This window comes from Bacillus sp. FF-1 (assembly GCF_028548245.1).
GTDB classification, from domain to species: domain Bacteria; phylum Bacillota; class Bacilli; order Bacillales; family Bacillaceae_G; genus Bacillus_A; species Bacillus_A paranthracis.
Genome location: NZ_JAQQGG010000003.1, coordinates 716,215 through 740,423 on the forward strand (window position 1 = coordinate 716,215; position 24,209 = coordinate 740,423).

General features: G+C 37.7%; 22 protein-coding genes. 5 read left to right on the forward strand and 17 right to left on the reverse strand.

What is annotated here, in order from left to right; all coding sequences use genetic code 11:
- Positions 1–9 precede the first annotated feature (9 nt).
- Both PQF83_RS14220 and PQF83_RS14225 read left to right on the forward strand, forming a co-directional pair.
- Positions 10–354: a PadR family transcriptional regulator gene (locus tag PQF83_RS14220; protein WP_000414143.1), complete on the forward strand. Its 345-nt coding sequence runs from the start codon at positions 10–12 to the stop codon at positions 352–354.
- Positions 351–1,013: an HAAS signaling domain-containing protein gene (locus tag PQF83_RS14225; protein WP_001031376.1), complete on the forward strand. Its 663-nt coding sequence runs from the start codon at positions 351–353 to the stop codon at positions 1,011–1,013. Before PQF83_RS14220 ends, PQF83_RS14225 begins: the two co-directional genes overlap by 4 nt.
- A 52-nt stretch (positions 1,014–1,065) precedes the next feature.
- On the opposite strand, the gene murC is transcribed toward PQF83_RS14225, so the two are convergent.
- The 9 genes from murC to PQF83_RS14270 form a co-directional block, all read right to left on the reverse strand.
- Positions 1,066–2,376 carry a UDP-N-acetylmuramate--L-alanine ligase gene (gene murC, locus PQF83_RS14230; RefSeq protein ID WP_000219470.1) on the reverse strand — a complete coding sequence of 437 codons (1,311 nt, stop codon included), beginning with the start codon at positions 2,374–2,376 and terminating at the stop codon, positions 1,066–1,068.
- A gap of 252 nt (positions 2,377–2,628) precedes the next feature.
- Positions 2,629–3,747 (reverse strand): nicotinate phosphoribosyltransferase, encoded by a 1,119-nt coding sequence (locus PQF83_RS14235; RefSeq protein WP_000658369.1) that lies wholly within the window; start codon positions 3,745–3,747, stop codon positions 2,629–2,631.
- A 61-nt stretch (positions 3,748–3,808) separates the two neighbouring features.
- Positions 3,809–8,056 carry a DNA translocase FtsK gene (locus PQF83_RS14240; protein ID WP_196240835.1) on the reverse strand — a complete coding sequence of 1,416 codons (4,248 nt, stop codon included), beginning with the start codon at positions 8,054–8,056 and terminating at the stop codon, positions 3,809–3,811.
- Between the two features lie 221 nt (positions 8,057–8,277).
- Positions 8,278–8,622, reverse strand: a complete 345-nt coding sequence (locus PQF83_RS14245; RefSeq protein WP_000813335.1) for a hypothetical protein — start codon at positions 8,620–8,622, stop codon at positions 8,278–8,280.
- A gap of 229 nt (positions 8,623–8,851) precedes the next feature.
- The gene (ytpR, locus tag PQF83_RS14250; protein WP_001006759.1) at positions 8,852–9,466 is read right to left on the reverse strand and encodes a YtpR family tRNA-binding protein; all 615 of its coding nucleotides are present in this window, start codon (positions 9,464–9,466) and stop codon (positions 8,852–8,854) included.
- Entirely contained in the window at positions 9,463–10,275 is an 813-nt protein-coding gene (locus PQF83_RS14255) for a DUF1444 domain-containing protein (protein ID WP_000784614.1), read from the reverse strand. The genes ytpR and PQF83_RS14255 overlap by 4 nt, the downstream gene beginning before the upstream one ends.
- Before the next feature lie 78 nt (positions 10,276–10,353).
- The gene (locus PQF83_RS14260) at positions 10,354–10,668 is read right to left on the reverse strand and encodes a thioredoxin family protein (RefSeq protein WP_000838188.1); all 315 of its coding nucleotides are present in this window, start codon (positions 10,666–10,668) and stop codon (positions 10,354–10,356) included.
- Between the two features lie 83 nt (positions 10,669–10,751).
- The gene (locus tag PQF83_RS14265; RefSeq protein WP_000869929.1) at positions 10,752–11,261 is read right to left on the reverse strand and encodes a DUF84 family protein; all 510 of its coding nucleotides are present in this window, start codon (positions 11,259–11,261) and stop codon (positions 10,752–10,754) included.
- Positions 11,262–11,531: 270 nt separating this feature from the next.
- Positions 11,532–12,605 carry a M42 family metallopeptidase gene (locus PQF83_RS14270; RefSeq protein WP_001031511.1) on the reverse strand — a complete coding sequence of 358 codons (1,074 nt, stop codon included), beginning with the start codon at positions 12,603–12,605 and terminating at the stop codon, positions 11,532–11,534.
- A 148-nt stretch (positions 12,606–12,753) separates the two neighbouring features.
- On the opposite strand from PQF83_RS14270, the gene PQF83_RS14275 reads away from it, so the two are divergent.
- Entirely contained in the window at positions 12,754–13,065 is a 312-nt protein-coding gene (locus PQF83_RS14275; protein ID WP_000118540.1) for a PepSY domain-containing protein, read from the forward strand.
- A 236-nt stretch (positions 13,066–13,301) separates the two neighbouring features.
- Here PQF83_RS14275 and PQF83_RS14280 read toward each other — a convergent pair whose 3' ends face one another.
- Together PQF83_RS14280 and trmB are read right to left on the reverse strand one after the other, a co-directional pair.
- Complete coding sequence (locus PQF83_RS14280) at positions 13,302–14,156, reverse strand: YtnP family quorum-quenching lactonase (protein ID WP_000436881.1); 855 nt, start codon at positions 14,154–14,156, stop codon at positions 13,302–13,304.
- 70 nt (positions 14,157–14,226) lie between these two features.
- Positions 14,227–14,880 (reverse strand): tRNA (guanosine(46)-N7)-methyltransferase TrmB, encoded by a 654-nt coding sequence (gene trmB, locus PQF83_RS14285; protein WP_001239378.1) that lies wholly within the window; start codon positions 14,878–14,880, stop codon positions 14,227–14,229.
- 233 nt (positions 14,881–15,113) lie between these two features.
- On the opposite strand from trmB, the gene PQF83_RS14290 reads away from it, so the two are divergent.
- A complete protein-coding gene (locus PQF83_RS14290; RefSeq protein ID WP_001122234.1) occupies positions 15,114–15,392 on the forward strand; it encodes a YtzH-like family protein in 279 nt (92 codons plus the stop codon).
- Between the two features lie 3 nt (positions 15,393–15,395).
- On the opposite strand, the gene PQF83_RS14295 is transcribed toward PQF83_RS14290, so the two are convergent.
- The 4 genes from PQF83_RS14295 to pepV all read right to left on the reverse strand — a co-directional run bounded on the left by PQF83_RS14295 (position 15,396) and on the right by pepV (position 20,874).
- Positions 15,396–16,193, reverse strand: a complete 798-nt coding sequence (locus PQF83_RS14295; RefSeq protein WP_001998457.1) for a phosphotransferase family protein — start codon at positions 16,191–16,193, stop codon at positions 15,396–15,398.
- A gap of 229 nt (positions 16,194–16,422) precedes the next feature.
- A complete protein-coding gene (gene pulA, locus PQF83_RS14300; RefSeq protein WP_000921718.1) occupies positions 16,423–18,564 on the reverse strand; it encodes a type I pullulanase in 2,142 nt (713 codons plus the stop codon).
- Positions 18,565–18,702: 138 nt separating this feature from the next.
- Entirely contained in the window at positions 18,703–19,248 is a 546-nt protein-coding gene (thpR, locus tag PQF83_RS14305) for an RNA 2',3'-cyclic phosphodiesterase (RefSeq protein ID WP_000418993.1), read from the reverse strand.
- Positions 19,249–19,467: 219 nt separating this feature from the next.
- The gene (pepV, locus tag PQF83_RS14310) at positions 19,468–20,874 is read right to left on the reverse strand and encodes a dipeptidase PepV (protein ID WP_001274287.1); all 1,407 of its coding nucleotides are present in this window, start codon (positions 20,872–20,874) and stop codon (positions 19,468–19,470) included.
- A gap of 357 nt (positions 20,875–21,231) precedes the next feature.
- On the opposite strand from pepV, the gene PQF83_RS14315 reads away from it, so the two are divergent.
- Positions 21,232–21,453, forward strand: coding sequence for a DeoR family transcriptional regulator (locus tag PQF83_RS14315; protein ID WP_000805512.1), 222 nt, complete (start codon positions 21,232–21,234; stop codon positions 21,451–21,453).
- An 81-nt stretch (positions 21,454–21,534) separates the two neighbouring features.
- Here PQF83_RS14315 and PQF83_RS14320 read toward each other — a convergent pair whose 3' ends face one another.
- Together PQF83_RS14320 and PQF83_RS14325 are read right to left on the reverse strand one after the other, a co-directional pair.
- Positions 21,535–22,263 (reverse strand): pseudouridine synthase, encoded by a 729-nt coding sequence (locus PQF83_RS14320; RefSeq protein WP_001234931.1) that lies wholly within the window; start codon positions 22,261–22,263, stop codon positions 21,535–21,537.
- 41 nt (positions 22,264–22,304) lie between these two features.
- A complete protein-coding gene (locus PQF83_RS14325) occupies positions 22,305–23,957 on the reverse strand; it encodes a putative polysaccharide biosynthesis protein (protein ID WP_001284044.1) in 1,653 nt (550 codons plus the stop codon).
- Positions 23,958–24,209 lie beyond the last annotated feature (252 nt).

Genomic DNA, 24,209 nt, shown 5'->3' on the forward strand with positions numbered 1-24,209 from the left:
AGTTAAAGTATGGAAAAAAATGATAATTTTATAATTCAATTACGTAAAGGTGTTTTTGATCTCGCTATTTTATCCTTAATAAGTAAACAACCTATGTACGGATACGAAATTACAAGTGCATTACAAGAAATCCCTGTATTTCATATCCCCAATGGCTCGATTTATCCTATATTAAATCGAATCACGAAAAACAATTGGGCTGTTTCCTATTGGGAAGAGTCCGGTGATGGCCCAAAAAGAAAATACTATCGCATTACAGACGAGGGGAGAGAAATTTTACATAGTCGCTTACATGATTATGATGCCGTGTATCAAGCTCTAATGTTACTAGCTAAAGGAGAGGATAAAAAATGAACAAGGAACAATTCTTTGCAAATGAACTCATTATTTCTTTCTTACACGATTTTCAGAAAGGTTTAATGAACTTACCTACATCAGCACGCGAACAACATGTGCTAGAAATTAAATCTGATTTATACGAAAATGCATTAAGTAAAGAAAGTGAAGGGATACCATCAGCAAGCATCCCTTCACAAGTGATTGCAGAATTTCTTCCTCCAAAAGAACTAGCAAAGGAAATTGCAGCAGAATATATCGACGTTATTCAAGATGTACAGCAATCTACAAATACATTTATAAAATATTATTCTGGCCTATCTATCGGTCCACTTGGTGCTCTATCAGTACCTATTGTACTAGGCTTCATCAATATTTCAGCTAATTTGCCATTTGTACTAGCTTTTATAGCAAGTAACATTTGGTTCATCTGTAGAGAAAACCATTGGAATACAGACTTATTAAAATACTTTAAAACAATAATTTCCATTAGCTCAAGGCTTTTAATCGCTCTTCCATTTTCATTTTTCGCAATTCGCATCATCATAACAAAACAATTCGATATGTTTTCATTCTATTATTTAATTGGATATGTACTTTTTAGTTCAATTTATATCGTTTTGTTAAAACAACTCTACAAAAAGAATAAACAATACCAACCTATCCATGGTTTTTAAATATATCGAACACAACAAAAAAGACGCACAGCTAAGCTATGCGTCTTTTCTATTACTTCTCTGCAACTTGAACTTCTTTTACGTAAGCTGCTTCGAATTTTTGGATGTCTCCTGCGCCCATGAAAATGAGAACGCCGTTTTTATGTTTCTTTAATACATCCGTTGTTGTATCTGTAATTAATTCTGCACCGTCAATACGCTTTTGCAGATCTTCGATTGTTAATTCACCTTTGTTTTCGCGCGCTGATCCGAAAATATCACATAAGTATACTTGATCAGCTTTGCTTAGGCTTTCAGCGAACTCATCTAAGAACTTTTCTGTACGTGAGAATGTGTGCGGCTGGAATACAGCGACAATTTCACGCTCTGGATGTTTTTGACGAGCGGCTTCAATCGTTGCATTAATTTCTGTCGGATGGTGTGCGTAGTCATCAATAATAACTTGCTCTCCCATCGGCTTCTCATTAAAGCGACGTTTTACGCCTTCAAAAGTTGTTAACTGATGCTTAACTGCTTCTACATCAACATTTTCATAATGGCAAAGCGCGATTACTGCTAATGCATTTAATACGCTGTGATTGCCGTATCCTGTAATTTTGAACGTGTCATAGTACGTATTACGAACGAATACATCGAAAATAGTACCATCTGTTCTCTTTTGAATGTTACGTGCTTGGAAATCATTATCTTCTCCAAATCCATAGAAAATAACAGGTACTTTCGCTTGAATTTTTTGAAGTTCTTCATCATCTCCACATGCAATAATGCCTTTTTTCACTTGCAATGCCATCTCTTGGAATGCACTGAATACATCATTGATATCTGTGAAATAATCTGGATGATCAAAATCAATGTTTGTCATAATCGCATAGTCTGGATTGTAAGACAAGAAATGACGACGATACTCACAAGCTTCAAATACAAAATACTTACTATTTTCTACCCCATGCCCTGTTCCATCTCCAATAAGGTAAGATGTAGGGTGTGCACCTTGCATTACATGGGCTAACAAACCAGTTGTTGATGTTTTTCCATGTGCACCAGTTACAGCAACACTTGTGTATTGGTTCATAAGGTCACCTAAGAAGTGATGGTAACGATGTACTGGGATGTTTAATTCTTTTGCTGCTACGATTTCTTCATGCGTATCAGGAAATGCATTTCCTGCAATAATCACTTGTCCTTCTTTTACATTACTTTTATCAAAAGGAAGAATCGAGATACTACGCTTTTCCAACGCTGTTTGTGTAAAGAAACGCTTTTCATAATCAGACCCTTGAACAGTATGCTTCATGTCATGAAGAATTTGCGCTAATGAACTCATTCCTGTTCCTTTAATTCCTACAAAATGGTAAACTGTCATCTTAAAGAACCTCCAACATTTCGAACTAATACAACGGCCTATCTATAAGACAGTATATGAATCTTTTCTTATTTTGGTAATCATCATACATTTTTGATGTAGTGAAGTTATTCTTCCCTTCACTTATCAGGATAAACTCGTACGTACTTCTTTTTTATGTCCATAACAAATCCATTATAGCAAAAAAGAAGCCGCTATACTATGATAACAGAAAAACTGATAGGGTCAATCACCTATCAGTTTTTCTCTCTCTTACATATCTTCTCTTTTTTCTAATTGAACACGTTCTAGACGTGGGTTTGGACGATATTTACGACCAGCTTTCGCCTCTGGTTTTCCATTTAATTCTACGTTATCACCAGTAAAGCCAATATTCATTTTTAATAAGCTACTTCCTACTCCGTATATATCAACAGGTACGTTTTGAGCTTCAAATTCACGAATACGTTTCTCATCAAATCCACCAGTTACAACGATGTCTACATGCTGGAATCCTTCTTCATCAAGCGCTTTACGAAGTGCGAATACAAGCGATGGGTTTACACCACGTGGATCGAATGTTCCAAGTACTTCTGGGTGGCGAATGAAGTATTGATCAATCATCGTGCGAGACGTATCTACACGTACACCTTTTAATGTTGATCCAAATTCACGTGCTACGCGAAGTGCATCTGTAATGACATCATTGTTGTAATCAATTAATACAACTAATTCATCTTCTGGGAATTTTTTATGATATGCTTTTGCCGCTTCCACAACATCACCATTAAACATTTGAATTAATGCGTGAGGCATTGTCCCCATACCACTTTTGCCCCACCATTCATTCATCGCATGCGTCGCTTGTGCGCTCATACCACCGATGTATGCTGCATAACCGTCACCAGCTTGTTGTGTATAATGATCATCACGGTCTCCCATGAAAATAACTGGTTTTTCTTTATCTACGCTACGTGCAGCTTGGACAACGTTATATACGTTTGTCGCAACCGATGTACGACGAGCTAAAATCCCATCAATAACACCTTCTAAAAATCCGAAATTTTCATAAGGACCATGAATTGTTAACACTGTTTCAAATGGACTAATTTTATCGCCATCTTTTAAAGAGTTAATCTCAAGTTCCTCAGGATTTTTAGCGAATGTTTGTAGCAATGCAATGACTTCATCTGTTCCGCAAAGAACTGCATTTTCCTTTTGGAAAAATTGCATCGTTACAACACTTTTCGGGCGAAATTCTTCGATGATTTCTCTAGTCTTTAAAAAGTAAACGGCAGAGAACCAACCTTCTCCAACGCGTTCGTCAAATTTAAATGTTTTATTTGTTAGTCTATTTATTTCACCTTTTAATTTTAATTCAATTTCTTTCATGTCGCTTTACTCCCTACTTTACTATCCAACATTTTCTCTTAGTATACAGCAAAACCGTTTACTATACATTTGTTTCCTGCATAGCGGCAAATTCATCCTCAGAAATAAGGACATCTCTTGGCTTCGTTCCTCGTGCTTCAGAAATAATTCCTTGCGATTCCATCTCTTCAATGAGACGTGCCGCGCGATTATAACCGATGCGGAATTTTCGCTGTACAGAAGATGTGGACGCTCCCCCTTGTTCTACAACAAATTGACATGCATCAAGGAACAATTCGTCTTCCGACTCAGCCTGTTCTGTTTTCGCTAATAAATCCTCTTGCTTAAATAAGTAATTCGGCTTCATTTGCTTTTTCACATGATCAACTGTCTTTTCAATCTCATCATCCGATACATATACACCTTGTACACGAACTGGCTTAGACGTACCGTTCCCTAAGAATAACATATCACCACGGCCAAGTAATTTCTCCGCGCCCCCAATATCAATAATCGTACGCGAATCAACTTGAGATGATACAGTAAACGCAATACGCGTTGGAATGTTCGACTTAATTAAACCTGTAATAACATCTACAGATGGACGCTGCGTCGCTACTAATAAATGAATACCACAAGCACGTGCTTTTTGCGCAATACGACAAATCGCTTCCTCAACATCACCAGGTGCTACCATCATTAAATCGGCTAGCTCGTCAATGACAATAACGATATAAGGTAATGTCTCTCCCGGAATTTCTCGCTCACTTACAATCGTATTGTAACGAGTTAAATCACGAGCTCCTGCGTGCGCAAATAATTCATAACGGCGCTCCATTTCTTCAACTGCCCATTTTAATGCAGCTGTCGCTGCTTTTACATCCGTAATAACAGGTGCTACAAGATGTGGAACAGAATTGTATGGTGCAAGCTCAACCATCTTCGGATCGATTAACATTAACTTCACTTCATGTGGTTTCGCTTTATATAAAATGCTCGTTAAAATGGCGTTAATACACACACTTTTACCTGAACCTGTTGCACCTGCAATAAGTCCGTGTGGCATTTTTCGAATATCCGTTACAATTGGATCACCTGAAATATCAAGTCCAAGCGCAACCGTAAGCGGTGATTCACTCTTTGTAAACACAGGACTTCTTAAAATTTCACGAAGAAATACTGGCTTACTTTCTTTATTGGGAACTTCGATTCCAATCGCACTCTTCCCTGGAATCGGCGCTTCAATACGAATATCTTTCGCAGCTAAACTTAGCTTAATATCATCACTTAAGTTTGTAATTTTATTTACTTTTACACCTGGGTCTGGCTGTACTTCAAAACGAGTTACTGCTGGACCTTGCGATACATTAATAACATGTGCGCCAACGTGGAAATTATTAAACGTTGTATCTAATAATTCTTTCTGTTCTTCCAACCATTCCGTATTATCTAACGCTGCTTGCTGCGGAATCGATAGTAATGTTAATGATGGAATCGTATACGTCGGTGGCGTTTGCAATACATTGCGCACATCATTCTCTCTTTGATTTACAACATATGCTTTCTCTTCTACTTCCGTACTTGAAATTGGCTTTTGTACTTGCTCTGCCACTACTTGTTGTACTGGCTGCACTTGTGGCTCCACTACTTGCTGCATTGGCTTTTCTTCCACTTGTGGTTCCACTACTACTTGTTGCATTGGTCTTTCTTCCACTTGTGGTTCTACCACTACTTGCTGCATTGGCTTTTCTTCCACTTGTGGTTCTACCACTACTTGCTGCATTGGTTTTTCTTCCACTTGTGGTTCCACTACTACTTGTTGCATTGGTTTTTCTTCCACTTGTGGCTGTTCTTCTACTTGATGTACAGGCTTATTCTCTACTCGTTCACTCATAGAAGGTTGCATTGCATTCGTTCTAGACGCATGTCTTTCCATTAATCGCGCTCTATCTTGTTTCAACATAACAACATTAAATGGTACGTGACGCTTTTTCTCACGTTTTGGTTCTTCTTTTTGTACAACTGGTTGTTCTTCTACAATCGGTGTTTCTTCTGCAACTGGTTGTTCTTCTACGACCGATGTTTCCTCTGCAACTGGTTGTTCTTCTACGACCGGTGCTTCTTCTGCAACTGGTTGTTCTTCTACAATTGGTGCTTCTTCTGCAATCAGTGCTTCTTCTACAATCGGTGCTTCTTCTGCAACTGGCTGTTCTTCTACGACCGGTGCTTCTTCTGCAACTGGCTGTTCTTCTACGACCGGTGCTTCCTCTGCAACTGGCTGTTCTTCTGCAATCGGTGCTTCTTCTACAACTGATTGTTCTTCTACGACCGATGTTTCTTCTGCAACTGGTTGTTCTTCTACGACCGGTGCTTCTTCTGCAACTGGTTGTTCTTCTACAATTGGTGCTTCTTCTGCAATCAGTGCTTCTTCTACAATCGGTGCTTCTTCTGCAACTGGCTGTTCTTCTACGACCGGTGCTTCTTCTGCAACTGGCTGTTCTTCTACGACCGGTGCTTCCTCTGCAACTGGCTGTTCTTCTGCAATCGGTGCTTCTTCTACAACTGATTGTTCTTCTACGACCGATGTTTCTTCTGCAACTGGTTGTTCTTCTACGACCGATGTTTCCTCTGCAACTGGTTGTTCTTCTGCAATCGGTGCTTCTTCTACAACTGATTGTTCTTCTACGACCGGTGCTTCTTCTACAACTGATTGTTCTTCTAAGGCCGGTGTTTCTTCTGCAATTAAAACATCCGCAAAGCTTTGAACATCTTTTTTCGTTTGTTCATCAGCCTCAGCAACATGTATGAATTCATTCTTTTGTTCAATTGCTTCATTTAACACCATTTCTTGCTGCGTTTCCTCAAGTACTACAGGTTCCACTTCTTCTGACTCTTCTGTTTCTGCAATTACTTCTACTTCTTTTCGCTCTTCCGCTTCCGCAATTGCTTCTACTTCTTCTTGCTCTTCCGCTTCCGCAATTGCTTCTACTTCTTCTGCTTCCGCAATTACTTCTACTTCTTCCGACTCTTCTGTTTCTGCAATTACTTCCACTTCTTCTGATTCTTCCGCTTCCGCAATTACTTCTACTTCTTCTGACTCTTCAGCTTCCGCAATTACTTCTACTTCTTCTGACTCTTCTGTTTCTGCAATTACTTCCACTTCTTCTGACTCTTCTGTTTCCGCAATTACTTCCACTTCTTCTGACTCTTCTGTTTCTGCAATTACTTCTACTTCTTCTGACTCTTCTGTTTCCGCAATTACTTCCACTTCTTCTGGTATTTCTACAACAATTGTTTCTTCAAGTTTTTCTTCTGCTTTGACAATCACTGATTCTTCTGGTGCTTGTTTTTCTACTTCAATAGTAGGTTGTTCTATTTCTGTACTACGTTTAATTTCTTCTGATAATATTGTATCCTCGTGCTCTACTTTAGAATCTACTAATTCCTCTTGTAGAATGTTTTTGTCCACTACATCACTTTCTTGCTTCGCACCTTCCATGCGCTCAGCAATTGTTTCATGAAGTAATTCAGCCGCTGGAACTTCCTGCGGTGCACTCATTTCTTGAACCACTTCTTTTTCTTCCACTATAGGCTCTTGGCGTTCGATTTCATAACCGTTTTTCTCTAGCCATTGATCAACAACTGACTTTTCTTCCTTTTTACTCTCTTCATATTGTTGCTCTCCTTGCTCGTTAGCAGCTCTATGACTAGAAGAAGTCGGTGCTTGTCCTTCTGAGAAATCAGATAATGTATATCCTTTTTTCTCTAACCATGCATCAACGACTGATTTGCCCTCTACAGATATTTCAAGGTCTTCTCTTTCCTTTACTTCCTCCTGCTTTTCTTCCTTTTTCTCTACTGAAGGACGGTTATATCCGTAAATTGGCGAAATCATTTCTGTTGGACGAAATGGTCTACGGTTACTTTCTTGCGCTGGTGTAGATGCTTTCTTTACGACAGGCTCTCGCTCCGGTTCATATTGTATTTCCGGCTCTTCATATGTAGAAACTACCTTCTCCACATACTGTCGTCTGCTTCTTTCCACTTTGATTCCTCTTTGAATAGGCTGATTCTCATATGTTACAGCTTGAACAGGTTGTTCTTCAAAACGCCCTGTTTCTATAACATCCTCTTCATCGAACCCATTATCCGGTACTAATGGAAAACGGCATTTACCTGCATTCCTACTTGCCATTTGTGCTTCTCTTGCTTCAGTGTAGTGGTTTACACGAGGAATTTTCGGCTGACTTTCAACTTGCTTTTGTACTTCTTTATTCATCGCTGTTTGTTCTTCCTCTTTGTTAAACAGCTTTTTCATCCAATCTAACATGCTTACCACTCTTTCTACTAAATAGTAACATCCTTTATTGTATCAGCATTCGGCAAAAAGTGCAGGTAAAATTAAGCATGTCATATTTATCCATAATATTCTAATTTACGAGTGTTTTCATATAGAAAAACGCATTCTTACATGTAAGAATGCGTTCAAGCTTTACTCTTCCGATACTCATCTACCCTATCCGTTACACTTTGCACCGGTCTCAAAGTTTTTTATAATTGTTTTATAATCTCATCTATATTTCCAATATGAACGGGTTGCCACAATTCTGTACCACGCTCTGCCGTATACACTGGATACGCATCATCATCGATATTCACGAAAACTGGGTCTCCCATATCTGTTTCATATCCAATAACAATCCATTCATCTTTCCATTTTCCGTGTTCTTTACTTAGTAATGAATTTTTATGTTTATCATATCGATAACCAATTTGTCCTTTTTCTAATTCATTTTCACTAAACAAATATATCTCATAAGTACCTAACTCGATATCTTGCTGTTTTGAAGTTTCAATTCGTTTCAGAAGTTCTGCGATTTTTGGTTGTTGTTTCATACGTCTATCCCCTTCTTTTTTCTAAATTTTAACTAGTTTGTTTATAAAATACAATATAGATTCAAAGAAAAAAGGTGACATCCTTATAATATGAACGATTTTTTGAATATATCTGTCACAACTCGCAATATATCAACGATTCAATAGAAAACATAGATTACCCGGCGCAAAATAAAAATAAAGAAAAGAGAGGCTGCCCAAAAGGACAACCTCTCTTTTCTTATATCAATTAAAATTTAAACTCTTGTCCAACTTCAAAGCTATCTTCTAATACAAGAATACCTTTTTCTTGTGGAGCATCTGGAAGCTCTAATTCACGTGCTGAACAAATCATTCCAGCAGAAGGAACTCCGCGAAGCTCAGCTGGCTTGATTAACATACCGCTTGGCATTACAGCGCCGATTTTTGCAACGACAACTTTTTGTCCTGCATCAACGTTTGGTGCGCCACATACGATTTGTAATGTTTCTGTACCGATTTCTACTTTACAGATGTTTAGCTTATCGGCATTTGGGTGTTTCTCTTTTTCAGCTACATAGCCTACAACAAATTTCGGAGAAAGATCTGCTTCTACTGTTTCTTCAAAGCCGTTCTTCGCTAAAATTTCGTTAATTTTTTCTACAAGTTCTTTCGTTAATGTAAGGTTACCTGTTTCTTTTACTTCTAAGTAAGAAGATGCATTAAAGATGTTGAATCCTGCTGTTTCGTTGCTTTCACGGTCATATACGCGTGCAACATCTCCTTTGCGATCAAAAGTACGGTTCTCTAAAGTAATATCTTGTAAGGCAACAATTAAAGTGTCACCAATTCCTTCAAGGTTGTAAAAAACGTTCACTTCGTTCATCCTTTCTCTTTTCCATCTGTCTTCTTCCGATTCTTCGCTAAAATAAAGATTGGTTCAAAGTCCCCATCTTCATATACGAATGAAAGTGATGTAATCGGAACATGCCCTTCGGCAAAAAATTTCATTGTCATTTGTGCAATAATATCATAACCGATTTCGTTGACGATATCAGCAATAATTAATACATCTTGGTGAGGAACAGCAACAACCATGTCACCAGAAATCTTTTCACGCATCGATTGTAGTAACGATTCGTTTAAAATACGAGTGGCATCATACCCATCATTTGTGTTTAAAAAGTAGAATGTATTACCTGCTACTGTGTCTTGTTTAAATTCATAACTTAATGAGCGAGCGTTGAATAATGCCATTTCACGTACTTGTTGCTCTGTAAGCCCTAATTTTTGTAATAAACGCTCGTCAATGAGACGATATGTTTTATTCGAATCTAGCGCATAGTAAATACGTGTTTCCGCCGTATGATCCGTCATAATAAACGGATTTCCTTCTTCTGCTTGTTTCGGGAAAGAAGTAGAGCGAATAACAGGTAAAATTTTCGCCGCGCTATTTTCTTCCTTATGCATCGCAATTAACGCTTCTTGTACGTAGTAGGCAACCTCTTCAATCGCCTTTTCTTTATTCACTTCCCATTTTGCTACAACTCCTGGAAGCGATACGTTAATACCTTTTTTTGAGTCTTTCTGTTCTATACGTAGAACTTCTTTCTCACTATCATACTGAAAGTCCCATTCCGGGCGAGATAATCTCTTCATTAACTCGTCTTTCATCTTTTTACTTGTCATCTTCATCTCTTTTTCCTCCCTTCCAAAAAAATAACCTCCCCCGCGAAGGTAGAGGTTGTTTTACAATTCAATTGGCAAATTGCCTTATTTTAAACCTTCAATGAACTCTTCGATTTGTTCTTGTGTTTTACGATCTTTGTTTACATAGCGACCTGTTTCTTCACCTTTATTGTACGCTACAAAGCTCGGAATGCCAAATACGTCTAATTTTACGCATAGATCAATAAACTCATCACGATCTACATAGTAAAATGAGAAATCACTATATTTCTCTTCTACTTCTGGCATAAATGGATCTACGAAGCGGCAGTCTGGGCACCATTCTGCTGAGAACATAAAGATTACATTCTCTTCATTTTTTAACTCTTGGAATTGCTCCATGCTTTCTAATGATTTCATCTATATTTCCTCCTCTAACGAGTGCATTTTTTCATGTTATAATCTTTCCTTTATACTACCATACATCGCGCACGGTGCAAGGTTTATGCTTGCTTTTCATCATACTTATATTGCCCAACAAGTAACTTAACAACGTGTACAAATAATTCCGTACGGTCCACATAATCATCCGTAAAAATACCGATAGCACCTTCATGACTACGAATATCTTTTCTCTGTACAAACTCTTCCATCACTTCACTTAACTCCTTGCCCTCTTCAAGAGGTGCTAAAAAATCATCCGGTAACGTAATACGCGCCCCGCCGGCAACGAATGTTTTACCATCACTTGTTGCTAGTGCGCCCCAATTACACATAAATAAACCGTACTCCGTTTTCATCACGCCGCCCTCTAGTCCAATGCCAATTTGAGCTTCCCCTTCCTCTAGCGCTCGCTTCGCTCTATTGATCGCTCCTTGCATCGTCTCTTCATCTGAAAACGGTTGTGCTGCTACTCCTGAAGGAACAGAAAGAGATGTAATTTCGGCATCTTTCCAAACCTTCTCCACAGCTCCAACCTTCGTTTTATTCTTCGATCCAACTACTACTTTCATTTCATTCACCTCCATAAAAATTTATCATTTTGTTCTACTTAAATTAAACATCAATCACTACCATACATCACTGGGCCATCTATTCAACCTAAAAAAAGAAGGTGGATTTCCTCACCATTACCGTCTTCGAACACAAAAACAGCCTTCCTCTCTTTTCCTACTCAGGGTCTTAATACACCATTCGAACACCAATTAGGCACTGACCGCTCCCACACATGGATGGGTCATCTATTCAATCCAAAAAAAGAAAGGCTCTTCAGCCCTTCTTCTCTACGCGTTATTCTTAATTGTCTCTAACGTCGTTTTATCCGTTGCTCTTACAAGCTTCGTAATTAGTTCTTTCGCTGCTGCATAGTCATCAACATGTAAAATAGAAGCATGTGTATGAATGTAGCGTGCGCAAACACCAATTACTGCTGATGGGATACCTGAGTTACTTGTATGTACACGGCCCGCATCTGTACCACCTTGTGAAATAAAGTATTGGTACGGAATGTTATGTGTTTCTGCTGTATCTAAAATGAATTCGCGCATTCCTCTATGCGTTACCATCGTACGGTCATAAATACGAAGAAGAGCACCTTTTCCTAATTGACCGAACTGTGTTTTGTCACCAGATGCATCGTTAGCTGGACTTGCATCAAGCGCATAGAAAATATCTGGTTGAATCATATTTGCAGCAGTTTGAGCACCGCGAAGACCAACTTCTTCTTGTACAGTCGCACCAGAGTACAATGTGTTTGGTAATGTTTCGTTTTTTAATTCTTTTAGTAATTCGATTGCAAGGCCACATCCATAACGGTTGTCCCAAGCTTTCGCCATAATTTTCTTTTCGTTTGCCATCGGCGTAAACGGGCAGATTGGCACGATTTGTTGTCCTGGTTTTACACCAATCTCAATCGCATCTTCATAGCTATCTGCGCCTATATCAATTAACATATTTTTTATATCCATCGGTTTTGCACGTTGCGCGTCACTTAATAAATGAGGAGGAATAGAACCAACAACCCCAATAACAGGGCCATTCTTCGTCATAACTTGAACGCGCTGAGCTAATAGTACTTGGCTCCACCAGCCGCCTAAAGGTTGAAAACGAAGCATTCCGTTTTTCGTAATTTGCGTAACCATAAAACCTACTTCATCCATATGACCTGCTACAAGAACACGCGGGCCAGTTTCGTCCCCTTTTTTCAGACCAAATACGCTACCTAAACCGTCTTGTACAATTTCATCTGCATATTTGCTTAATTCTTGCTTCATAAAACGGCGTACATCATGTTCGAAACCTGATGCACCTTGTAATTCTGTTAACGTACGAAATAATTGTAATGTCTCTTTATTCACGAAGTCCCCTTCTTTCAAACCTTAGTAGAATACCTCTTTTATTGTAACGAAATTTTCGAAATGTTTCTAGTTTCTTCTTTTTTAGCTGTATTTGCTTTATAATTATTATCGGTACACTATTTTTATTTTATAGAATTGAGGTGAATATATGAGCTGGAAAGGTTTAGTAGCAGGTCTTGGCGTTGGGTTCGCAGCTGGTTATTTCGTTGCAAACAAAGTACAAGAACAATCCCATATTTCTTCAGAAAAAGCATTGAAAATGGTAAAACAAGCATTAAGTCATAAAGGTGAAATTACTGGCTCTTGGGTACATATGGTTCCAGAGACATTTGAAAAATATGATGTCGCGTATGAAGTGTATCGCGGCGGTCTTACAACGATGTTAAATGATATACAAGAACGATTTGAATTTTTAGTTGATGCTAAAACAGGTACTGTTTTAGAGGTTATAGCAGCATAAAAAGGAGGGTTCCCATTAGGTGAACCTCTTATTTTTTAATTGCAGATAGTGCTTGAAATTATATCGGCGTTTTTTCGAATATATCGGCTGCAACTCCAAATATATCAGCGATTTTTGAAATATATCGACCGTAACTCAAATTATATCGGCGATTTTTGAAATATATCGACTTACCGACAAAAAACGACAACAAAAAGGAGACTGCTCCAACAGACTGCTGGAACACCCTCCCATTTTTATGCTTCTATACCCGTTTTCCGTTCTATTTTTTGTACGATATGACCTTCCTCATTCCACTTTACTGCGCGATAATACGCGTCATGATAAAAAGTGAACCAAGCATCGTTTTCAGCACCATACTTCATCCACTTTTGCTTATTTTCAATCGATGTCATCGGATAATCATCATAAGCCATGACCCATAATACATTTTGATGGGCGTGCGTCGGCAATAGGTCTGCTAAATGCAACATCGTTTCCCCTTTGCTTTCTAAAGCGATCACTGCGTGTCCGTCACTATGGCCGCCCGTATGCGCCATTTTTATTTCATCCGTAATTTCTATTTCTTGCTGAAACGTAATAACTTGGTCTACAATTGGCTCCCAATTTTCCTTCCAATATGTATTACGGGATCTAATATTTGGATTTCTCATTTCATTCCACTCTGTTTCACTTACGTAAACTTTTGCATTTGGAAAAGTTGGTACAAGTTGATCACCTTCCCATTTCGTTAAACCAGATGCATGATCAAAGTGAAGGTGCGTCATTAAAACGTAATGAATATCTTCAGGCTTTAGTCCCATCTTTTCTAAAGAATTCTCAACTGACGACTCTTCCGTTACACCTTGATTCCGCTTCATCTTTTCATTCAATTTACCATTTCCTATACCAGAATCAATGAGCATGTTGCCATCTTTCGTTTGTAAAAGTAACGGATCTGTTCGTAAATAAATATGATTTGTATCATTATGTTTATATTTACGTGACCAAAGTACTTTCGGCACAACGCCAAACATTGCTCCTCCGTCTAAATGTGTGTTCCCACCTTTTAGCCACGTCACTTTTATATCTCCAACTTGTAACTGTTCCATTTTTCATCCCCCTTTTCTTTTAATACTAACATAAAATTCTGATTATTTTAGACACAAAAAAACCTATGCATTACTGCATAGGCTCTGTACGATATTTTGCTTCTACTCGGTAAATGCGATGACCTTTACTAGAGAATTTCTCTTCGTACTCAGTCATAATGTTACCTTCAAAGTCGCTGTTATGAAGATCTAAGCTTAAGTAAGTTAGTAACATACCATACTCCGCCATACTCATAAGAGAATATTCAAATAAACCTTGGTTATCTGTTTTGAAATGAATTTCTCCGCCTTCTACTAACACTTCTTCATAATTGCGTAAAAACGTTTTGTACGTTAAACGACGCTTCGTATGACGTTTCTTTGGCCATGGATCTGAGAAGTTTAAATACACGCGATCGATCTCACCTTCTGCAAAGAAAACTGTTAAATCTTCAGCATCTTTATTAATTAACTTTAAGTTCGGCAATTCTTCTTCAATTAATTTATCCAGTGCATCTACAACAACACTTGTGAATTTTTCAATTCCAATATAATTAATATGTGGATTGGCTTTTGCCATATCATACATAAAGCGGCCACGACCTGTACCTACTTCGATGTGAATGGGTTGCTCATTTCCAAATACTTCTTTCCAGTTACCAGCGCGCTCCTCTGGGTTTCCGATTACGATATGTGAATACTCATTAATTCGATCCATTGCATATGGTTTATGTCTTAAACGCATAGATGTTTCCCTCTCTTTACATAGCTATTTTAAAGGAATAATTCCTTCTTTCTGTTTTTAATCAATCTACCAAACAAAAAACCAAGTACGTACGAGCACTCGGTCCGTTTCTTTCAAGTATAAGATGTACCATTTTGATAAAAACTACATACAGCATTAAACATTCCATGACGAAACAGCTTTTTCTCTTACTTTTCTAAGAAGAGAAAAACAATCGAAAGGATGATCCGTTCATGCCAATTAATCAACAACATCAATTAGAAGTGCTGAAAGATATTTTAGTCAATCACCAAAGTGATTGTTGCGGGACAGTTTCTGAATGCGAGCAATTAGAGCGTCTCATTCAATCGTTACTCGCAAACGATAATATAAGTAGTGACGCTAAAGCAATGCTAAACGATGTATATTCTTATAGTCAATCGGGTAAATCTTCCTCTAATTTGGACAACCACATTTCCAATAATCAAGAACAACTTACTCAGTGGATTGCTGGAATGGACAATTTTTCTTAAGTATTACTCTGAAGCAAGTAGTTGCTGTAAATATTGATGCCAATATTCAGCTTCTGCTTGCTGTTTTTTTGTTGTATGCCATTGAATAGACAAAATCGTTTGTGCTATCACATACCATCTCATACGTTTAAGCAGCGATTCATCCATTTCAATATCATAGTAACCGAGCCACTCACTCCATTCTTGGCGCGGAATGTACCAATATAATAACATACCGAGGTCTAGAGCTGGGTCAGCAATTACAGCTCCATCCCAATCAATTAAAAACAACTCATCTTCATCCGACAATAGCCAATTGTTATGGTTTACATCACAATGGCATACAACGAATTCGTTGTATTCAATATCTTTTAATGAATCCATTAAATATTGAAGACCTTGTTGAATTGTTTCCTCATCCCTTATATCTCCTCTTAACACAAGTTGCAGTTGTTGTAATAACTCTTGTGCGTGAAGCGGCTGCTTCCCAAGTCTCTGAATCATCTGCACAAGTGCTTTAGAGGAGTGTATTTTCTTCAAAAGTTTCGCAACACGTTCTAGTTTCATATCCTCTGGCTCTAACTTCTGTCCCGGAAGCCATTTTTGAGCAGAAATTACATCACCGTTCGTTACCCTTCTTGTCCAAAGTAATTTTGGAACAATTCCTTCTGCTGACAATACCGCTAAAAAGGGCGATGTATTCCGCTTTAAAAATAACCTCTGTTGTCCGTTTTGCGCAATATATGCATCGCCCGTTACTCCACCAGCCGGTACAAGACTCCACTCTTTTCCTAATAATTGTTCCAACCATTCCATATTCATTACCCGTTAACAAATCCTTATCTTTTATAGTTATGAAAAGAAAAACCGCAACATTTCTACACATGTTGTGGATTCATATATATTTTACTGTAAATGAAAAGAAAATTTGGCATAAGCCAAAAACTCTCTATTTTATTTTACAAAACCAGCCATAGAATGACAACTTATCAAAATCGTCACCTTTGTCAATTCTACATTTATTACATTCTCACCGTCAAGTAGCGATTTGTCACATTATCGTCAATATATACGTGCTAATCGGAGCGAGCCTAAGTTCCTTTCCTCTAAATGAAGAAATTGGCTCTATTTTCGCTTGCTTTTCGTTTACTAGCACATGCCACGTTTCTTCTTTCGGCAGTTGCACCGTTTTCGCTTCTAAACTGCTATTAAATAAAACGACAATTTCTTTCCACGGTCCAAACGACTCTACATTTTCTAAATGATATGCAAGTACTTCTGGGGATGTTTGCAAAAAAGTCATATGCTTTTTTATAAGGTCTGCATTTTGTAACCGGAATGCTCCGTGCTCTTTACGAATCGCAATTAAACCTTTTATATAGTTAACGGTCTCTATTTCTTTCTCTTTTCGATCCCAATCTAATTGATTAATTTCATCATTTGCATTATAACTATTTTCATTTCCTTGCTTCGTACGATAAAACTCTTGCCCAGCATGTAAGAAAGGGATGCCTTGCGACAGAATCACCATTGCAGTTGCTAGCACGTGACGTTTTTTCAAAATCTCTTCCGACTCTTCATTACTGCGCATTAGTTTATCCCACATCGTCATATTGTCATGACATTCTACATAGTTAATGCTTTGCACAGGCTCTAGAAACAAACCTGTTTCTTTCATACTCAAAAGGCTTCCTGATGCAATATACTGCAAATGATTACAGTCTACATACCCACCAAATGCAAAACCACGTTTATTTATATGAAAGGTACTCCCTTTTATCCCATCACGAAATTGATCATTAAATTGCGCAATATGCGGCATTTTCTTTGCGTTATTTAACGTTGCTTTTTCCTCTAGAGGAAGTGGTGTTTGTAGATCCCATCCTTCTCCTAATAGCAGTGCATCTCGCTTTATGTTTCGCACTTCTTTTTCTATTATATTGATTGTATCAACATCTAAAATTCCCATTAAGTCGAACCGAAATCCATCAACATTGTACTCTGTAAGCCAATATAAAATAGACTCTACAATGAATTTCCTCATCATTTTCCGTTCAGATGCTGTATCATTTCCGACTCCCGTCCCATTAGAAGGCATACCATTTTCACCATGACGAAAATAATATCCTGGAACAAGCTTTTCAAATGACGATAGCTCTCTTTCATACACATGATTATATACAACATCTATAATCACCCTAATGCCATGCTCATGAAATGTTTCAATCAGCTGTTTACACTCTACGATCCTGTTATACGGGTCAGAAGGATTTGTAGCATAAAATCCCGTTGGTGCGTTGTAATATAATGGATTGTAACCCCAATTATACGCAGAGGAAGGGTTTGCCTCATCTACACCACCGAAACAATATAAAGGTAATAGTTCAACATGTGTAACACCTAAATCTTTTATATGAGACAAACCTGTTAACGTCCCATTTTGTCCTGTTGTTCCTTCTTCCATTAGCCCTTTATATGTTCCTTTTTTACTCACTCCACTATTCGGATGAATAGTAGCATCACGAATATGCAGTTCATACAATATGGCATCTGTCATTGCTTGTAAAGGTGGTAATTGCCCTCGCTTTGTTACATTCGTCTTTTCCAAATCAATAACAACGCCGTACTTCCCATTTACAGTCACTGATTTTGCATAAGGATCCACAGCTTCGTTCCATATTAAATTTATACAAACAAGAAATGTATACTTTTCTCCGGCTAAATCGCCTTGTAATGTATGAGCCCATACCCCATTTTCTTCTCTGTGCATTTCGTGATCGGTATATTCTTTATCACTTTTATAAATTCTTACTTTCGCAAGCCTCGCAGTTGGAGCCCATACTTTAAATGTAGTTGCTTCCTTTTGGTGTACTGCCCCTAAATCTGTACCTTCGTAATAATACTTTTCATCGAAAATCGCTGTTCTTATGACAGCACCTATTTGTAAATCTGTTTCTTCATTCCGTTCATCTCGTACTGTATAATACTTCCCCACATCTAGCGGCTCTTCTATAAAGCACTCATACTTCGTTGCATCCGGAAGCGCAATTGTATGAGCAATCGGTAAATCTTTCACGTTACTTCCTTCTTGCAAACGAAATGTCCGACTTGTTCCATACGCATGTGGGAGCAAAATTGTAATTTTATTCATTTCATCTAAATAGGCATCAAATGGACGTTTTACTTTCAACATAAAAAAATCACCATCATTCTTAAAGTTAAAATGAAACGAGCTGCAAATGATAAGGCTTTTCTTATCAGCGAAGCCCTATACAGTAACACATTATTCTTTATAGTATATTCACCTGTATAAAAAACGTTTTCATACATTCTATTTTTGTAATTTTATTTCAGCAATTGCTTTATATTTCGGTGTCTCCTTTACGTGAGATTCGTATAAAGTAATCGTATCCGCTTGAAATGATATTTCAGGCACTTCCTTTATATGTTCTAAATTAAACTTTTCTTCTCCTACCCATTTACGTGCAACAGTAATATGCGGATGATATGGGCGCGTTTCTAAAGAAAATCCATTCTCTTCACACATAACATGTACTCGCTTTTGCAATTGAAACAAATCTTGATTTCCTCTTACCTTTGCCCAAAAAATACGCGGCCTGTCTTCCATACCAAACGTTGAAAATCCTTGTAATGTGAACGATAGTTCTTTCATTTGTATAAGTGTTTGTAATCCATTCTTTATTCCTTCTAATTGTTCCTCTGTCGCACTACCTAAAAACGAAAGGGTAACATGATAGTCTTCTTTATGTACCCATGAACGAAATGGTAATTCCTCTTGCATTTCCTCTTTATAGTTAGACAGCATTTCTTTTATATGATTTGGTAACGTAATCGCGACAAAATAATGCAGTTCCATGTACATCTTCTCCTTCTTTCTATTGTTGCTTTTCTTTCTTATCTCATTCCATTAAAAAGAATCCAACTTCCCTACAAGTCTAACCAAGTTCAGGTCGCGTTAATAGATGAAATGATATCGACATTTCGACAAGGAACATCTGCTTACCAACAAACGACACGTAATAGAAAACCGTCCCAAAGAATGTATCGGGACGGTCTTTTATTATTTATATATCCATTACTTCGCTAATTCATAAATTGCTTGCGCGTAAATTGCTGTTGCTTTTAATAAGTCTTCAATTTCAATATACTCATCTTTTTGATGCGCAAGTTCTTCTTTTCCAGGGAACAATGGGCCAAATGCAACACCAGCTTTTAACGAACGAGCGTAAGTACCACCGCCAATTGCTAATAGTTCTGCTTTTTCACCTGTTTGTTCTTCATATACGCGCTGCAACGTACGAATTAATACGTGGTCTTTATCAACGTGATGCGGACGAGAGTTTGAATAATCAGCTACTTCAAATCCATGAGTACCCACATATTCTTTTAACTTTGCAATCATTTCTTCAAAGTTAGTCGTAACTGGGTAACGTACGTTTAATCCTAAATTGCCACCATTTTCTTTCGTATAAGAAAGGCGACCAACATTCACTGTTAACGGACCACTAATATCGTCTTTATAAGAAATACCAGCTTTCTCTCCTAAAGTATCTCCTGTAAATGTTTCTGTTGCAAACGATACAAACGATCCCCCTTTTCCATCAAGAGCAACTTTCGTTAAGAAGTTTGCCAGTAATAAACCTGCATTTTCTCCTTTTTCAGGAGTAGATCCGTGAGCTGAAACCCCTTTAATTTGCAACGTTACTGTATTACCTTCTACAATTGCTTCACCTATTTTTTTAGCAGTTTGTAAATACTCTTCATATGCTACTGTAAGTGCACTTACATCCTCTCCTGTAACAACCGCTTCTGCAAAATCAGGAACCATATTTAAACGGCGACCTGACTCAAATGAAACAAGTTCATATGTACCTTTCTTCTCTTCACTACCATTTTGCACAACTTGTATATCAGAAATTCCTTTTTCTGCATTAATAATTGGAAAGTCCGCGTCTGGCGCAAAACCGATTGTTGGCATTTCTTCGTTTTTAAAGTAGTGATCTACACATTTCCAATTGCTTTCCTCATCTGTTCCTAAAATCATACGAACGCGTTTTGAAAGAGGTAATCCTAATTCTTTCACAATTTTCATCGCATAATAAGCTGCCATCGTTGGGCCTTTATCGTCAATTGCACCACGTGCAAAAATCTTTCCATCACGAATATCTGCACTATATGCAGGAGTCGTCCAGCCATCTCCTTCTGGTACAACGTCAACGTGACAAAGAATACCTACTAATTCTTCTCCTTGTCCCATTTCAAGATGACCTGCATACCCTTCTAAATTTTTAGAAGTAAAGCCTTCCGTTTCTCCTTTATGTAACATGAAAGATAAAGCTTTTTCTACACCTTCACCGAATGGTGCGCCCTCTTTCGCCGATTCTTCTTCCCATACACTTTTAATTTGTAAAAATTGTTGTGTATCACGAATTAAATCATCTTTTCGTTTTACAACTTCTTCTGTCCAATTAATTGCTGACATCACGCATCCATCCTTCACTATATTGTTTCTTTCATCATAACAAACCAAAATCTCTTATGCCATATACGAAAACCAAATACCGAACAATTGTAATATTTCAGATATTTCTTATTAGTTTTTCTTTTATTTTCTCAAAAAAATTTGCAGGAATTTGGCGTTTTACGTAGAATTTTATGTGTTAGTTGACTGACCATATATACAATGTCAACTACCAATATTTTTCTATATGAATATTTGTTAAATTTCTGTAAAATTTAAGTAGATTAAAGCATGAATTTTATCATGTAGAGTACAATGGTAGTAACGACCTTCTTTCCTGAATGGGGTCAAAAAAACTAGTAGAGGAGTGGTTTTCTCTTGAAACCTACAACTACTCGTATGCTAACACGCATTAAATCAATTTATATGTACATCAATGAAAACGGAACGGTAACGACGAAAGACCTTGTAGATGAGTTCGGGATCACACCGCGAACGATACAACGTGATCTAAATGTGTTGCAGTTTAATGAACTCGTGTATAGCCCTTGCCGCGGTAAGTGGACAACAACAGGAAAGAAAGTGAGAATGACCTCATAACGAAAAATAATTGTATGTAAATAAATACATACCCCTTTCTAACTCATTAGAAAGGGGTCTTTTCTGCGCCTAAAAATAGCACTATTTCTCAGTATCTACTTGATATGTTTTTAACATCTCTACTTCTTCATCTGTTAGCTCTCGGTATTGTCCAAGTTCTAGCTCTTCATCTAACACTAACGGCCCCATCTCTGTTCTCTTTAAGTAGACTACTTTTTTCCCTACCGCTTCAAACATACGCTTCACTTGATGGAACTTTCCTTCTGTAATGACAAGCTCGATTTCAGAAATATCATCGCTTTTTAATATTGTAAGTGCACCTGGCTTTGTTTCATAGCCATCATCTAAAATAACACCTTTAGCAAACTCTTTTACATCCTCTTCCGTTACTACTCCTGCAACGTGTGCATAATATTTTTTCGGCACATGCTTTTTCGGAGATAACAATTGATGTGATAACTTCCCGTCATTTGTTATTAATAAGAAACCTTCTGTATCAATATCAAGTCTTCCCACTGGGAACGGATTAAAAATCGCATCTTCTAACTCTAATAAATCTATTACTGTTTCATGATTATCATCTTCTGTAGCTGAAATAACGCCTTGTGGTTTATGCATCATTAAGTAGACAAACTCTTTATATTCCACGACTTCACCGTGAATCATAACTTCTTGTTCTTCTACATTTACATGAACCTTTGCATCTTTCACCGGTATTCCATCAATTTTCACAACGCCGTCTTTCAATAATTTCTTTACTTCTTTTCTACTTCCATATCCCATATTTGCTAATAATTTATCTAATCTCACGTTTTTCACCTTCTTTATTTATCATAGAAAAGGGGACGTAATTACGCCCCTTTTGATTTCAACTTTATTTTAAATCTATTGCCAAGTTTACGCTGGATTTTCTCTAACGCTTCTCCGCCGAATACTCTTTCAAGTACTCCTGTGCGAATTGCTAACAATCCGTAAACGAGACCGCCAAGACCTGCACAAATGGCAACTGTAATAAGAGCGCCAACTCGGCCATCCGGCGAAATCATGAAGGATAGAATCCATTGTGATAGTTTTACGACCACAACCATTACAAATGTTAATACTGCAATTTGGAACGTTCTCTTATATACAACACCGAATGAATAGTGTGCGTATTTTTTAATTTGTTGATTTGTGTACCAAACAGAAGCTAAGAAACCAACAGCTGTTGCTAGAATCGCCCCTACTGTACCGAAATAACGAATAAAGATTACGTTACATACAAATTTCAAAATAACACCCATTATAAGTGCGATAATCGCATGCTTTTGTTGGTTAATACCTTGCAGAATTGCCGCTGTTACTGTAAATAAAGCAAATAACAACGCAACCGGTGCATACCACATTAATACTTGTCCACCTAATGGATCTAAATCGTAAAATGCAGTATAAATCGGATAGGCAAGTGATGAAATACCGACAACTGCTGGCAATGTTAAGAACATATTTGCCTGGAATGTTTGTGTAATTTGTAACTTTAAATAACGGTATTGCTTTTCAGTAAATGATTTTGTAATCGCTGGTACGAGCGTTAAACTAAACGCTGTCGCAAGTGATACAGGAATCATAATTAATTTATGCGTCCACATTGTGAAAATACCGAGCGCTCGCTCTGCAATATCACCTTGGCCAATCGCTTGCATAATTGAGTTAAATGTCAATGTATCAATTTGTTGATATAAAGGAATTGTTAACCCAATTACAACGTAAGGAATCGCATATGCAAATAATTCTTTAAATAATTGAACAGTACTCACTGTCGATTCTGGTACAGTTTGTTCAATTAAATATTGATCCAAATGTTTTTTACGTTTTAGCCAGTACCAAATGAGTACACCGAGCGCTCCAACTGCTGAAACGAATGCAGCAAATGTCGCTACCCCAACTGCTGTTGCAACTGTACCACCAAGTACTTTAATAACGATAAAACTACCCGCTAATAAAAAGACGATACGAATAATTTGTTCAATAATTTGCGAAACAGTAGTTGGTCCCATCGATTGGTGACCTTGGAAATAACCACGAATTAAACTCGCTGCCGGCACAACAATAAGCGCAAAACTTACAAGACGAATAATCGTCGTAACTTCTCCTATATTACTGTGTACACTTTGTTTACCAAGCATTGCTTCTGCAAACAACGGCGCCGTCATGTACAGTACTAGGAATGAAAGAACTCCTGTTACTATCATCATAACCATTCCCGAGCGGAACATTCTCCGGCTCGTTTTATAATCGCCAAGCGCATTATATTTGGAAACGAATTTTGAAACAGCAAGCGGCACCCCTGCCGTTGCAATACTTAAAAAGATCGTATATGGAATGTATCCATATGTATAGAGCGTTCCGCCTTCTGTCCCTACTAATGCATGAAACGGAAAGACGTAAATCATGCCTAAGAACTTCACTAAAAATGTCCCTAACGTAACGATAAGCGTTCCGCGCAGAAATTTCGAATCGGACATACAAAAATCCTCCTACATCTACATAAAGTGAAACTATAATAAATTGAACTATTCGAGCATTCGAGAACTATTAGACTTCCCCTAACTCATAAGGTTTTAGTCCTATGGCCCACAAATAGCAGGATAGTGCTGAACTCTAACTTTTGTATTGTACCACAATTCTCTCCTTAAGCAGTACTTCACTCTATTTTTCTTTTAAGGGAAAACATGCTATTCTTTTAGGCAGGAAATGTAGAAAATGAGGTCGATATA